This is a genomic window from Anaerocolumna sedimenticola, assembly GCF_009931695.1.
Taxonomy (GTDB): Bacteria; Bacillota; Clostridia; order Lachnospirales; family Lachnospiraceae; genus Anaerocolumna; species Anaerocolumna sedimenticola.
Genome location: NZ_CP048000.1, coordinates 4,692,570 through 4,706,054 on the forward strand (window position 1 = coordinate 4,692,570; position 13,485 = coordinate 4,706,054).

General features: G+C 33.1%; 18 protein-coding genes and 1 other annotated feature. All 18 genes read right to left on the reverse strand.

All coding sequences use genetic code 11. From position 1 onward, the window contains the following. Window positions 1-24: 24 nt before the first annotated feature. On the reverse strand, window positions 25-1,122 hold the full coding sequence (locus Ana3638_RS20935) for a hypothetical protein (RefSeq protein WP_161839767.1): 1,098 nt from the start codon (window positions 1,120-1,122) through the stop codon (window positions 25-27). A 296-nt stretch (window positions 1,123-1,418) separates the two neighbouring features. Further along, on the reverse strand, window positions 1,419-2,204 hold the full coding sequence (locus tag Ana3638_RS20940) for a class I SAM-dependent methyltransferase (RefSeq protein ID WP_161839768.1): 786 nt from the start codon (window positions 2,202-2,204) through the stop codon (window positions 1,419-1,421). A 93-nt stretch (window positions 2,205-2,297) separates the two neighbouring features. Beyond that, the gene (locus tag Ana3638_RS20945) at window positions 2,298-2,747 is read right to left on the reverse strand and encodes an NUDIX hydrolase (RefSeq protein WP_161839769.1); all 450 of its coding nucleotides are present in this window, start codon (window positions 2,745-2,747) and stop codon (window positions 2,298-2,300) included. A 55-nt stretch (window positions 2,748-2,802) separates the two neighbouring features. After that, window positions 2,803-3,285, reverse strand: a complete 483-nt coding sequence (locus tag Ana3638_RS20950) for a cupin domain-containing protein (protein ID WP_161839770.1) — start codon at window positions 3,283-3,285, stop codon at window positions 2,803-2,805. A 223-nt stretch (window positions 3,286-3,508) separates the two neighbouring features. Then, window positions 3,509-4,474 carry a GNAT family N-acetyltransferase gene (locus Ana3638_RS20955; protein WP_161839771.1) on the reverse strand — a complete coding sequence of 322 codons (966 nt, stop codon included), beginning with the start codon at window positions 4,472-4,474 and terminating at the stop codon, window positions 3,509-3,511. 201 nt (window positions 4,475-4,675) lie between these two features. Beyond that, the gene (locus tag Ana3638_RS20960) at window positions 4,676-5,902 is read right to left on the reverse strand and encodes a UTP--glucose-1-phosphate uridylyltransferase (protein WP_161839772.1); all 1,227 of its coding nucleotides are present in this window, start codon (window positions 5,900-5,902) and stop codon (window positions 4,676-4,678) included. A 139-nt stretch (window positions 5,903-6,041) separates the two neighbouring features. After that, the gene (locus Ana3638_RS25835; RefSeq protein WP_281352848.1) at window positions 6,042-6,167 is read right to left on the reverse strand and encodes a hypothetical protein; all 126 of its coding nucleotides are present in this window, start codon (window positions 6,165-6,167) and stop codon (window positions 6,042-6,044) included. Window positions 6,168-6,262: 95 nt separating this feature from the next. Then, window positions 6,263-6,673, reverse strand: a complete 411-nt coding sequence (locus Ana3638_RS20965) for a GNAT family N-acetyltransferase (RefSeq protein ID WP_246240452.1) — start codon at window positions 6,671-6,673, stop codon at window positions 6,263-6,265. Window positions 6,674-6,829: 156 nt separating this feature from the next. Beyond that, window positions 6,830-7,083: a binding site (T-box leader), on the reverse strand. A gap of 307 nt (window positions 7,084-7,390) precedes the next feature. After that, a complete protein-coding gene (locus Ana3638_RS20970; protein WP_161839774.1) occupies window positions 7,391-8,221 on the reverse strand; it encodes a PHP domain-containing protein in 831 nt (276 codons plus the stop codon). Between the two features lie 60 nt (window positions 8,222-8,281). Beyond that, window positions 8,282-9,100, reverse strand: coding sequence for a DUF4037 domain-containing protein (locus Ana3638_RS20975; RefSeq protein WP_161839775.1), 819 nt, complete (start codon window positions 9,098-9,100; stop codon window positions 8,282-8,284). A 163-nt stretch (window positions 9,101-9,263) separates the two neighbouring features. Then, on the reverse strand, window positions 9,264-9,626 hold the full coding sequence (locus Ana3638_RS20980) for a hypothetical protein (RefSeq protein ID WP_161839776.1): 363 nt from the start codon (window positions 9,624-9,626) through the stop codon (window positions 9,264-9,266). 126 nt (window positions 9,627-9,752) lie between these two features. Further along, window positions 9,753-10,283: an HD domain-containing protein gene (locus Ana3638_RS20985; RefSeq protein WP_161839777.1), complete on the reverse strand. Its 531-nt coding sequence runs from the start codon at window positions 10,281-10,283 to the stop codon at window positions 9,753-9,755. Window positions 10,284-10,383: 100 nt separating this feature from the next. Continuing rightward, complete coding sequence (locus Ana3638_RS20990; protein ID WP_161839778.1) at window positions 10,384-10,866, reverse strand: deoxycytidylate deaminase; 483 nt, start codon at window positions 10,864-10,866, stop codon at window positions 10,384-10,386. Window positions 10,867-10,937: 71 nt separating this feature from the next. Further along, window positions 10,938-11,615, reverse strand: coding sequence for a class I SAM-dependent methyltransferase (locus tag Ana3638_RS20995; protein ID WP_161839779.1), 678 nt, complete (start codon window positions 11,613-11,615; stop codon window positions 10,938-10,940). A 240-nt stretch (window positions 11,616-11,855) separates the two neighbouring features. Next, window positions 11,856-12,401 (reverse strand): GNAT family N-acetyltransferase, encoded by a 546-nt coding sequence (locus Ana3638_RS21000; RefSeq protein ID WP_161839780.1) that lies wholly within the window; start codon window positions 12,399-12,401, stop codon window positions 11,856-11,858. Window positions 12,402-12,431: 30 nt separating this feature from the next. Beyond that, window positions 12,432-12,617: a hypothetical protein gene (locus Ana3638_RS21005; protein WP_161839781.1), complete on the reverse strand. Its 186-nt coding sequence runs from the start codon at window positions 12,615-12,617 to the stop codon at window positions 12,432-12,434. 5 nt (window positions 12,618-12,622) lie between these two features. Next, entirely contained in the window at window positions 12,623-12,811 is a 189-nt protein-coding gene (locus Ana3638_RS21010; protein WP_161839782.1) for a hypothetical protein, read from the reverse strand. A 108-nt stretch (window positions 12,812-12,919) separates the two neighbouring features. Then, a complete protein-coding gene (locus tag Ana3638_RS21015) occupies window positions 12,920-13,465 on the reverse strand; it encodes a sensor histidine kinase (RefSeq protein WP_161839783.1) in 546 nt (181 codons plus the stop codon). Window positions 13,466-13,485: the final 20 nt, after the last annotated feature.

The following is a 13,485-nucleotide window of genomic DNA, read 5'->3' on the forward strand; positions in this document are numbered from 1 at the left end:
TTGAGTGAGACACAAAAATAAATGTTATTTTTCTTGAATATCAAATTCATAATCTGTATTATAAGTACGTACAAATACTACATCATCTTTTTGTATGATATATGACGCAGCAGATTTCAGCTGCATTTTATCTAAAACTTTACCGGTATTAATATCTATTTGATACAAGTAATCCGGCTCATTTGTAAATCCATATCCGCAAATAATAACATCACCGTGAATCTGAAAATTACGAGAATTGCAAACTAATGCATCGGTTCTCCACAAAACACTCATATCTAATAAGTCAATGGCAGTTATGTATGCATTCATATTCTTAGAGCTTTTTGCGTAAGTATTATGGCTATGGGAAATATATAAGATATTATTTTTAATCGAAGCCCAAACAACTTTCTGTTGTATATAATCATAATCCTCTTTCATATAATCCGGGGAATACCTGTAATTGGAGAAATCCAAGGAATATATAAGTTTCAAAGTGATTGCATCATATATATTTAAAATATAACCTTCTGAATAGTCTGAGCCATAGGTACAATAAATATAGGAATCGTCATAAAAAGCAGATGTTATTAACAAGTCATTCCATACAGAATATATTTCATCCTGTAAATTACCTGTTGTGTCCTGAGATGGAACCGGTATCTGCGAGGTATTCATGGAAAGTTCATTATTTATGAACCAATATTCATCATCGGTTATTTCATTCGCCTTACTTGACCTCTCATTCAATTGTATGGGTTTATTTTCTTTATCTGTTACTTTGTCAGATATATAATAACTAAATGGTGGAGCCGGTAAAAGTACCGGATTATCTATAGCATTGTCTTCACCCTCAGCATAGAGTGTGTTAGGCTCGATTACATCTGACGACTCATCCATTGTATCTGCAGTGGGGACTTTAATTGACTCGTCAGTTTCTCCTGCATTGGATTCATCCATTGACTCATTGGTCTGATCTCCGGTTGATTCTACTGAATTCCCCACTTTTGTTTCTCCCTGCTTTGAATCTGCTGCTCCGGTCATAGACTCATCTGTCTTAATTACTCCTGTATCATTTCTGCATGCACCTAAGATTACCAGTATTAATAAAGTAAGTAGTATCCTTAATTTTCGTTTCATAGCAACCTCCGAAATTGTAATATAACTATTATTTTTTATTTAATGATATATGCCATATTCGTAAATTCCGTTTCATATATGTCGTAATCATAGATCATTTTTTCTATATCCAATATATCCGTTGCCTGATAAATCTGATAGGTTTAATTTTCTTCATTTGCCTTGGCAAGCTCTCGCCCAAGCGCGGTCCCTTGCGGCACAATTCCTATTCGCACGGGTGCATATCACCGGAGGGGTTTTTATCTCATTGGACGAACTTTACTTTGAGATAAAAAAATCAAGCTTGAGATTACATCTCATTTTTTAGCTGCCAAATACAACACACATAGATATGGACGAATAATTTTTCCATTAAACTCATTGGCATGTTCTATTATTTCTGCATGGGCTTTTTCTTTTACTTCTTCAGGTAATTGCAAAAACCGATTTCCGGTTAGTACAAATCCATAATATTCCTCAGCAGTATATTCCTGTACCCACGAGTGCTTAACTACTGTTGGTGTTTCAAACAGTCCACTTTCCTTGATGCCTTTTACAATGGATTGTATTCTGTTTATAGATTCTTCTTCACTAACGAAATCGGCAAAGCCGCCATACTTCTTTGATAATTTAAGTAAGTCGTTATCAGCTTTATTATCATATGTTATGTACATATTCCAAAAGGGAGCTAGATATCCATTTTCTTTCAACATCTCCGCACATTTTTGATAACCAATAGGCTGAGGCAGCCAATGAAAGGATTGGGCCGCAAAGATAAGATCATATTTTTCGTTGCTTTGCTCTAATTCTTCAAATCTTCCACATTCAAAGCTGATGTTTGGATAATCCATAAACTTTATCCTGCCATTTTTCACCAGATTCTCACCTGGATCAATACATCTGATGGTAAATCCATAATTTTTTAGATACTCAGTTGCTTTCCCGCTTCCTGCTCCTATTTCCAAGACTTTTGAATCTTTATTTAATTTCGTTTGTTTTACCATTACCTCAATAATTTCATTCGGATAGCCCGGTCTGAATTTATCATAATATTCGGCAGCCTTATTAAACATTTCACTTTCTTTTTTTGCATCAAATCCCATAAATCCCTCCGATATTATTAATATCTTAGCATTGCTTTAAAATTCAACCCTAAAAATTTATATCAAACAACCTGAATTTCATCAATTTCTAAATCAGGTACGAGATCTTAGATAAATTTTTATACAGTCTTTATATTCTTGCTCCATTCTCTCGGGTAAACAATTAATTTCATAAAACTTCAAGGATTTACTTTCATCCATATCGGGGATTAATTCACCCGTGTAATCCGTAGTTGTGTAAATTGCTGTTACAGAATATAATTCATCTTCATTAGGCATTTTATTATAATATTCTGGGCCGGATAATACATCGAGTAATACCAAATTCTGAATACTAAGCCCGGTTTCTTCAAATACTTCCCTTTTTGCCGTATCTGCTAATGACTCTCCCAAATCCATTAATCCTCCTGGTAATCCCCAAAAGTTATTCTCTCTTTCCTGCAGTAAGATTTCACCGTTACCATTAACTATGATTACAACAGCACCTGGCAGGATTATAGGCTTATGTCCTACAAATTTACGTAACTCTTTATAATACTCCAAAAGTTTATCACCTACCCATAATTATTTTAGTATTTATGATGGGATTATCCCCTGCCTATTCTTTGCATTCACCATCATAATAATCAACTTGACTTTTATCATAAAAAAACATACCCGGTTGATTTCGAATAATAATACCTGTTTTATTTGAATCTGGATAATGTATTACATCAGGAGAATTTGTAGTATCAAAATCTATATACTTTAAAATCTCGTTATCAGATGCATTTATTATTTTATGTGCACCTTTATCAGAGGGAGGACATACAATAAAATCTCCCGCTTTGAGGTATCTTTTACCATCCTTTGTCTCAAGAATTCCGCATCCGCTAATAATATAAAAAACTTCGGTATTGGCTGCATGATAATGATACGGATAACCAGCTTTTAATGGTGGTATTTCATATACTGATACATAACACTGTTCAAACCTGTTTCGTGGTGTAACCTCATATTTTAAATATTCATAATTTTCATGTTCTGCTTTGTGTTTTCCTACTAAATCCTTCTGATTAACAATTACAATACCCTCTTCCATTGTTTACCTCCTCATACATGAATAATATTAGACAATTACGAAACTCTAAAGTTTCTCAATATCCATGCAATTGACGCAATTTCATAGCTTTAGTTGCCCTTTTGGGCAAGATTCAGCTTTGAAATCGCATCAATGGCATGGCATATAAATACAATAATCTAGTTCAGCAATTACCTGGAATAATATAATTAACTTATTGCAAATTTTTTACATCAATAATCATTTACATATTGTTCCAAATTCTATCATCAACCTTACGTACTACAGAATAGCAAGCAGGTTTAAAGTATTTCAGCCAAAAATTTCTACCACTGACATTTTGAGACTCAAAAACTACGGCACATCTCTTATAACCTTTTAATAAAGCTTCTTCCATTACTTTTTGTAGCAATGCTTTTGTAATGCCCTGCCCTCTATCATTTTCGCTTGTATATGTAACACCAATACTTACAGTATCATCATCGGATAAGATTTGTGCATCATTGGATTGCTTATAACTAACTTCCATGATTGCAATAATATTTCCATTACTTAAACCGAGCCATAAATTATTATCAGGATTTTCCAGCCACTGATTTATATCCTCTGCATTTTCAACCTGGATTAATGGTAAATAAATAGGTGAAGAAGCCATGTACGTTTTATATTCCAAATACAAATGAACAACTTCTTCTATGTCTTCTTTTTTAAATTTTCTGATTTCTATATCATTATTGAAATTTCCTGGTAAAATATTCAAATCCCGTACTGCATCAACTACATGTAATCCAAAGCCATTCCAAAACCAGATGTTCATTGCTTCATCATCATGTGCCATTATAGTTATAGCATGGTTAAGACACCCATTTTGAATCCACATATTAGATGCTTCTTTATATAACTCTTGATATACAAACGGTCTGTCTTTATACATAACCGCATGTGACCATTCAGGACAATAAATACCGCGTTGAGACCCTTTGAAATCGGAAATAGGAAGTCCGGTTAGATATCCGATTACTTCACCGTTCTCAACAGCAACTACCCCAATGTACTCTTTGTAAAAATCTTGAAGTAATGTTAAAATAGTATTCTTATCTTCATATTTTATGGGTAATATATTCAGATTTTCTCGTGCTTTCATATAACTTTTTGTAAAAAGATCAGCTGCATGCTCCAGATAATTTTCACTAAAATTAAATATTTCCATACGAATCCTCTCCCTTTCGTAAATGATTTTAGTAGTTATTTAAAGTACCTATTATATATAGTTTATATTTCCATATACAGGAAATCAAGCAAAATATTAAAGCAAGGAGAAAAGGACCCTAAGATAATATTAAGCAGACCTTGAGAGACATTGGTATTTAACAAGGTGTAAAAAATTATTTCCTGTTATTCCCATATCATTTCACAAAACATACCCTTGATTGATAAGTAGTTGCCTTGCAGTACTAATTGAATCTACACCGGTAGCATTTTTAACAGGAGCAAATTCATTTTCTCGAATTACTTCAAACGGAAGGCAGTTATCAAAAAGATGAACCATATCTAACACAAGTTCTTCAAACTTATATCCATTTGGTTCATTAGGTTCAATATATTTACCATCAATTGATAAATATGGTACTTTTTTCTCTACCACATGAATAGGCAAATCATACTTTATAACATCTTCCAGTTTATCTAAACGAAATAAATAATTTAATATAACTCCAAATGTATAGCTTAATTCACCGTTATCTTTTCTTGCATTAATCATTTCGTCGGTCATTTCGTAATACTCTACAATAGATGGTTTTCCGTCTTCTAAGCATAAAACACCCACGCGTTCATTGGGATTCGCTTTCCTTACAACTTTTGCACCGCTTAAATAATTCGTTGCGATCGTAGCTCCAATAAAGAAAGGGTCTGCGATTTTTTGAAGAACATTATCAACTGCAAAGACATTAATCCATTCTATTTTACGGTCATGCAAGTCATGAAGTAAGTTCGCCTTAACCATTGAAGAAAACCAGCCACCGTTACCATTGGGGGAAAGTGAAAGTTGGTTTGGGGCTTCCATTAATAATCTACCATGAAAATCTACCGAAGGTGTCATATCTTGGATATAGAAAGTTATAAACTCTTCCGGATATCCAAAAAAGTCATGTTGTTTCAGAAATGATATCGTCTCCTCGTTATTCTTATTACTTGTCATAATATATAATGGTATCCAAGTATCTGCTGCTTTTGCTGTATCCAAAATATTTTTTAAGATTAATTCAAAGATAAAGATTTCCTTTGTAAGACCGATGTTTACCATTCCTTTAGGACCTTCACAACCCAGGCGTGTACCTTGTCCTCCTGCTAATAAAACAGCTGCTACTTTACCATCACGAATTGTCTTAATACCTATATCATAATATAGTTTCTTATTAGACTCGATTTGTTTGATACTAATCCCCTCAAGGGGTTCATAGTTACCGCTTTTTTGCAGTTGGTTTTCTTGACGTATGAGATCAAGAAGTTTCCAATCTACTTTTTCTATTTGCGCAGCTAAATTATCCTTATTCTCTTGAGATAATTTGTCATAATAAGAAAAAAGATGTTCCTGATTATGTTTTCTAAGTAAGATTGCTAATTCCTCTCTATTCATGAATTTCTCCTTTTATGTTAACATAATCCCTCTTTCTGGTTAATCTAATAGTGTTTTGCACTTTTTAATTTTTTAGGTGCAATTTTTTGTAACTTGATTTATTTACAAATCAGCTTATTAGATAGCATTAATGTATCCTTTATAAAAATTTAGCTTTAAATGTTTTTGTTCCATCAATTTTACTGTATTCACCATAATATTCGAATTCTTCTAATGTCAAAGCTCTTATAATTAATCGTTCGGTTTCTAAAGCCGGAATGTTCATATATTAACCTCCTCGCTCAAAATGTACTTACCGTATTTTTTTATTATATCTCAACTATATTGAATAATAAACTAAAATTTTCCATTTTTCTATTTTTAAGTTAAATATTTATATCCCATTTTAAAATAAAATTCACATGCTGTTATTGATGATGGAATTTCTATTCTTTTAGCACGCAAAAATAATTCATCTTTTTCTAAGGTTTCGATTATTAATTTACCAATTCCCGTTCTGTGAAGTTCCGGTTTTATGAAAATGGTTAATAGAATACTTTCTTCTATATTTCCCCAATTTTTAGAAATTGCACCGCAACCAACAATTTCATTATCAAGACAGCACACGTACATGTGAGAATATCCGGCAATTATCCGTACCTTTTCTTCATTAAAAAGCCTTGCATTTAACTCTTCTTTTGTATAGTTTTTAATATTTACTTCAAAAAAATTGCGGTTTATTATTTCAGCAATGTATTGTGCATCTTTATTTTCAAATCTTCTTATTAACATTATATAGACCTCCATATTATCAATAATGAATAACCGGAAGAAACACGCTTTGCGAGTTTCTCCGGTTCGCGTGCGCGTTCGAATTATTGCAAGCAAGCTTGCTAATTCTCACTTTGCTTTCGCGGAAATAAAAAAGCTACCCTCCTTGACTTAAATTTCAAGGACGATAGCTAATATGCTTCGTGATACCACCTTAATTTATCTATATTTCCCAATATAGACCTCTTCAAGTACGGAATTGACTTCGATACTCTGGTGCTATAATGGGCACTCCCATCGCAGCCTATACAATAAATGTAGTCGGTACGCGGCTCCAAGACCATTTTCTGCAATGTATTCTGTGCTTTTTCTCACCATAAAAGCTCTCTGTAACATATCCCATTGCTTACTATTCTTTTCATAGCCTTTATTAATTTGTTTTATCTAAAATACTACATTTTAGTAATAAAGTCAAGAGCCTGTGAAAATATAAAATGAGTATTGGCCTATATGCTTTAATTTCTCCCTATATATTCAAAATATAATTATCATAATAGATAATATAAATTTGCCTAATCAAATATCAAACCAATAGACTGTGTTTTCGTTCACTTTCTCAATCCTAATCTTCCAGCCATATTATATGAAGTTTGATTTGATTCAACACAATCCCATTAAATTTAGAGCTTTCCTTATTTATCTGAATGCATTCTTATCCACAGAGGATGTTTATAATATTTATATAATTGTATCAAGCTTTAAATTTTCAAGAGTAATATCCATTTCACCTATTTCTGTACTTTGAAATTTTCCATGACAATCAGAACCGCAAGTAATGAGCAAATCCTTACTTTTACATATATCTACACAAATATTAGTTATTTCAGCTGTGTGTGATGGATAATAACACTCAATTCCATCAAGTCCAAAATCAATTATTTCCAGTACTTTTATTTTGAATTCATTTAGATTATTACTTTTTATTACTTTCCCTGGGTGTGCTAAAACCGCTTTACCCCCAGCGTGATGAATAATATCACATACTTGTTTTATAGAAAGAAATTGCACACAATTATAAGAATGCTTGTATTTGGTATAAATCATAAATCCCTCAACCAAGCTGTTTGTAATGCCTTTTTCGATAAAATAGTGTAAAGCTTTCCAGCCACCCATTCTTTTGTCATAGTTAAAATCCAGATAGTCCGATACAGTAATAAAATCATAATCTTTCTGCATCTTTTCGATAAGTTTAATATTTACTTCTTCAAGTAAATCACGATTTTTTAGTATAAACGCAATAAAATCCTTATCCTCTAAATCAACTCCATATGCTAGAATGTGGTAATTTACCCCATTTTCAAGGGCATCTATTTCAACACCTGGTATACATTTAATATTGTAATTATTTGATAACTCCATTAATTTTAATGAACCATCTATGACGTCGTGGTCGGTAATGGATATTACCCCTAAATTTTTATTATAGGCTGTTTCTAATATTTCTGCCGGTGACATTGTACCATCAGAATAAAAAGAATGTATATGTAAATCTACTATTTTAATTGTCATTTATAACTCCAATCTGGGAAGTAAGATGGTCTTTCAAAATCTCCCGCTGACTTTCTAATACTACATCTTTTTATATTTGTTATTACCAATTTCCATTGTTTCTGAAGTGATATTTCTTAATTCTTCTACTGATTTATCAATAGTATCACTTGAGGTCGAATTTTTAATAATTTGTAATAACCGGTTAAAGCAATCATCAGGTTTGTATTTAAAATCATTGATATACTGCTCACTTCTTTTTCTGCTAGGAAAATATGTGGAGTTCACCGCAAACAGTGCCTGCAATAAATGATCTAAAGAGTTTTCCAAAACAGTATGGTAAAACATGATCTCTTTTCGCAGCATCACCCTTCCTAAATCCTCCTCATCTAATACATTTGAAATATGATATTCAAACAATTTATCAAACAAATTGATAGGATATTTCTTAACTTTTTCTATCATTGCCGTCCATGCAGTATCACTTTCGTACAGTATATTTATGTTTTCAACACTAGCTAATCTACCTGTTGGATAGAATCCGCCTTCTTTGTTCAAATGTTTTCCTTGTAAAGTCTCATCCAAATACTTTTCCATTTCTTCCATCGTAAAATACATGAACATAACGTCAATTCCATCAATAATCAATATATCTCCATAGCCCCAGATTCCCCCATTACATACATTCATCTGACAGTCCGAATATTCCTTGGAATATTTTTTATAGACACTTTTTCTTTCATCCTCTGCGGGTATCGTGGTACATAAAACAAATATATCAATATCACTGTTTCCGGGTATCAATTCAGCATTGATATCCCCGGTTTGACCAATTCCTTTAATCTTATCATTTTGGGAGAGTTGACTTACCAACCTATTTTTAGTATCAATTATATTCATTTCCATTTCTCCAATTTTATAAATAATCTATGTAAATTCAACGAATTAATAAACCTAATATACTGCCCTAATCACTGTAATCCCTCATTCACAATATATAATAATCTATTGTTCGCCTTAGCCAACAATTACGATATAACGAAATACGGCAAATTGGAATTCACTAAATAAAATTAATCAACTTTTCTTTATAAAAGTGATTTCCAATTAACATGGACTTTATTGATTCAAACTTACAATTACATAATTTTTCACAAAGATCAAGAACTTCCTTATTCTCAAAATTATTGACTTCATACTTTTTTATGCCATCTTGCAGATGAAATATAAAAACTATACAATTATCAGCTATATATTCATTCCAATAATCAATCTCAAGATGCTTGGTTATAAAATCTTCCCAAATTGGTGCTTTTTCCTTTGGAAAGGATACCATATAATTACCACTGTCATTTTCTATAATGAACCCATCATTTTTTAACTCGTTTTTTATACTGTTTATACCCATTACATAACTATAATACATGAGAAATTTCTCCTTATATTTTATTGTGTTCATAAATTTTTACATGTCACTAAATTACAGCAAATCTCCTGTTCGTATTCTAAACCGAAAGAGAAGACAGTTTTATTGAACTACGTATTATGCTTACTAAATTCGCTTAATACCAAATTCAGTTAATAAATTCTGCAGTCTACATTTTTCTTGTTCCATCACAGTAAAAAGCGGATTATATAAATAATGCTGCAAAACATCTGCATCTTTTAATACTTCATCAAATGCAGAATGAGTCGCAGCCTTTGAACTGTGGTTGCGAATAGCTGAACATATTAAATCTGTTTCTTTCTCAGTTGTCAATGACAACTCCTCAAGAATTTGACGTGCCAAAACTGCACCGTGTTCAGCATGATTTTCAGTATTCATGACTTTGTAAGAATGTAAATCGTGTAACATACCAACCATGGTCGCCAATTCAACATCTTGATTTCTTTTGAGCGCTATAAAAGCACATGTTTGTGAAACTCCATAAAGATGGAGATACCCACACCTTCTTTCTTGAGTGTCTTTCATATTTAAAAGAATTTCATCAATATATTTACGAAGTCTTTCAATACGATTGTCCATTTCTTCAGCATGTCCAGTATGTAAATACTTTTGTATTTTTTCAAAATAGTTTTCCATATCTCCCTCCGCCCATTCTATCAATAATATTTAGATCGCATCTTCTACAAATACGGATAAATTAGCTTCGTAAATTCAAATCAGGACCTCATAACTAACCTTAATTATGCCATATCAGTTTCTTCGCTGGAATTATCACATACTCATCTTCTTTTTCACCTGTACGCATAATTACATTCTCTATGCCTGCTTGTATAATTAGCCTGGCACATAAGGGACAAGGCTTTGCCTTATGAACAGTGTTATCCTCAGGATTTACACCTGCCAGATATAAATCTGCTCCTACCATTTGTTCTTTTGGACAATTGAGTAAAGCATTTTGCTCTGCATGGACAGCTCTGCATATTCCGTAGCCTTCTCCCTGGTGCATATCTAATTCCATTCTGGGACATCTCCCAATGTCACAGCAATTTTCAAGTCCTCTTGGAGAACCATTATACCCAGTTGAAATTACTGTATCATTTTTCACAACTACTGCCCCATATTTTCTTTTAATGCATGTACTTCTATATGCAAATGTTTCCGCTACATTTAAATATGTATTAACTTTCGATATTCTTTGTAACCCATTTGGTTTTACCATCTATTCATACTCCTTCATGTAAATCTCTATAATTTCCATGCTTTGTGTAAGAAATTTACTGTTAATAAAGCTTATACTATTCGTTCGCTATACACTTTCGTTACCCTATCGCAGTGTAATAGACCGTTTACGCTATTACGATCAAAAATTGCGTTTATTGCAGCGATATGTGCGTCATATCCAGGTTCTGAGGGCAGTGGATTGTTGTCCTGGGATGCGATATAAGCTAGCCAACTATCCCGCGTGTAATCCATTGGGTTGGGAAATTCCGCAATCACCGGCTTTCTAAAAAACTCATCTGTTGTTTGTTTGCTAAGATTTATCATCTCCCCACCGTGTGTAAGGTTGTAAACAGCAATGATCAATCCATTGGGTTTAATGATGCGACGACATTCTGCACGGAAAGCATCCAGATTGAACCAGTGCAAAGCATGGGCGACAGTGATGACATCAATGCTGTGTTCGGGAAGTGTTGTCGCTTCAGCTGTACTGCTCATAATTTTTATATTTGGAAAAGGGACAAGCGTAGCAACCAGCTGGCTACGCATATCCGCGTTGGGCTCAACGGCAAACACAGAATAACCGCGCTCTGCCAACGTAACAGTGAATTTTCCCGTCCCCGCACCAATATCGGCAAATACGACATCCCGCGGCACAAGTGAACAAATATATTCAATCGCCTCTTTTGGGTATCCCGGACGTCCTTTAACATAGGCTTCCGCTTTGCCTGTAAAGTTTTCTGTGTTCATTGTTTTTTTCCTTTCCATTATATAAATTTTCTATTTCCCATTCAAAATTAATTGTGAATCAAATACACTTTTAATGATAACGCCAACGAGCTATAGGGTCACTTTGTTAAATAAATTGCTTTTTCAGCGGGGTTTCCTTGAATGTTCCAAAATTCATAAGCTCGATATTCCCAAGCTTTTTTGTATTCTTCAGCTCGTTCTCTCATAATTTCTCCTGGTCTTTTTATCTAACAATAAAGATTAATAGTTAGCGCAGCTGCTTGAACCAATAGAATAAAGAACATGCCTTCTCAGAGGATTACCCTCAATAATATTCGGATGCTCAAATTCCATAACTTTTACCATACCAACTTTTTTCATTACATTTTCAGATGGAAGATTTATTTTCGAGGTAAAACTATATATTTTATTGAATCCTAAAGCATCGAATCCATATTTTAAACATGCATTTGCTCCTTCCGTTGCAAATCCATTACCCCATGTTTCATATTTAAGTCTCCAACCTATTTCAATGCAAGGAGTAAATTCTGAATTGAAATTAGCCCAATGGAATCCAATAAAACCAATAAAGTTATTATTATGTTTTGTTTCAACTGCATAAAGCCCGTACCCGTAATTTCTAAATTCATCTTGGATTATGTTATAAAATCTATCTGTCTCCTCTTCCGTAAGTGTTTTTGTAAAATATTTCATTACTCTGGTATCCTTATTCATGATCCGAAATTCACTTAGGTCTTGCTCATTCCAATCACGAAATACCAATCGTTTTGTTTCAAAATATATCATGTTTGCCCCCTTTGCCGATTCCCTCAAAATCTATTCTTTTTTAAGGTAATCCCCGATTTTTCCTAAACTTTTACCTATGGAATGATACTGTCCGGAATATACAACCGGGTCAAAAACTGTCAGGTCAATTCCGTCAGATATATCTATATCGCTATCAATTTGAACATTTTTAATGAATGTCACAGAAAAAGGTGTCAGAATCTCCTGTTTGTACAATTGTTTTAACCTCGCATTTGTTTTTTTGTACCAAACATACGAATGACAAGCATAAAATGGTCGATATCCCATGTAACGCTGACCCAGGTTATAGGAGCAAAATTAACATTGCCCTCTTCATCATAAGTACCGATTAGAAAAGCTGGTTGTACGCACATGGAATGTTGAGTTCCTATAGATTTCCTCTTGCTCACTTCTTTATCTCCCTTTGTTCAAAAATATAGAAACACCTGTTTGTTTCTATTTAACTCATATTATAACACCATAATTATATTGTTTCTACCATTTTATTCCATCCATGATTATATCAAAGTATAAATAATGGTAAGCGGTAATACCGTCAAATCTAACAGTTCATCCTCGCAGCAAATATTGCTGTTAATTTTATTCCCAAATCTAAAATTTTGTACTAACAAATAATCCTTAACAAAGGATAATTCTTCTCTTAAGGTTATATAGTCATTTGACAATTCCAGATTTCTTCGTATTAATGCACCCATCTTCTTAATAATGGTTGCAATTTCATCCTCTCCGTTTACATGAGCTTTCATTCTTATAGATTCTAATACATTAAATAAAAAATGGGGATTTACCTGACTGGCTAGTACTTCAAATCTCATCTGCTCCTTATATAATAAATAATGCTGCTCCTGCTGATGGGATGCCAGACTAGATAAGGCAAAAATTAGTGCCAGACCTCCTACCAGACTTAAACAAATGACCCATCCTCCAAACATAGCTGCCTCTTTTGAAGTTGCCACCATTTGTTTGATTGGAATAGCTGATACTAAGTAAAGAGGGGTAGAGAGCATACTAATGTATTGCAGAAGTCTATAGAAACGAAACATTAAGAAAGTCCTCAAAAATC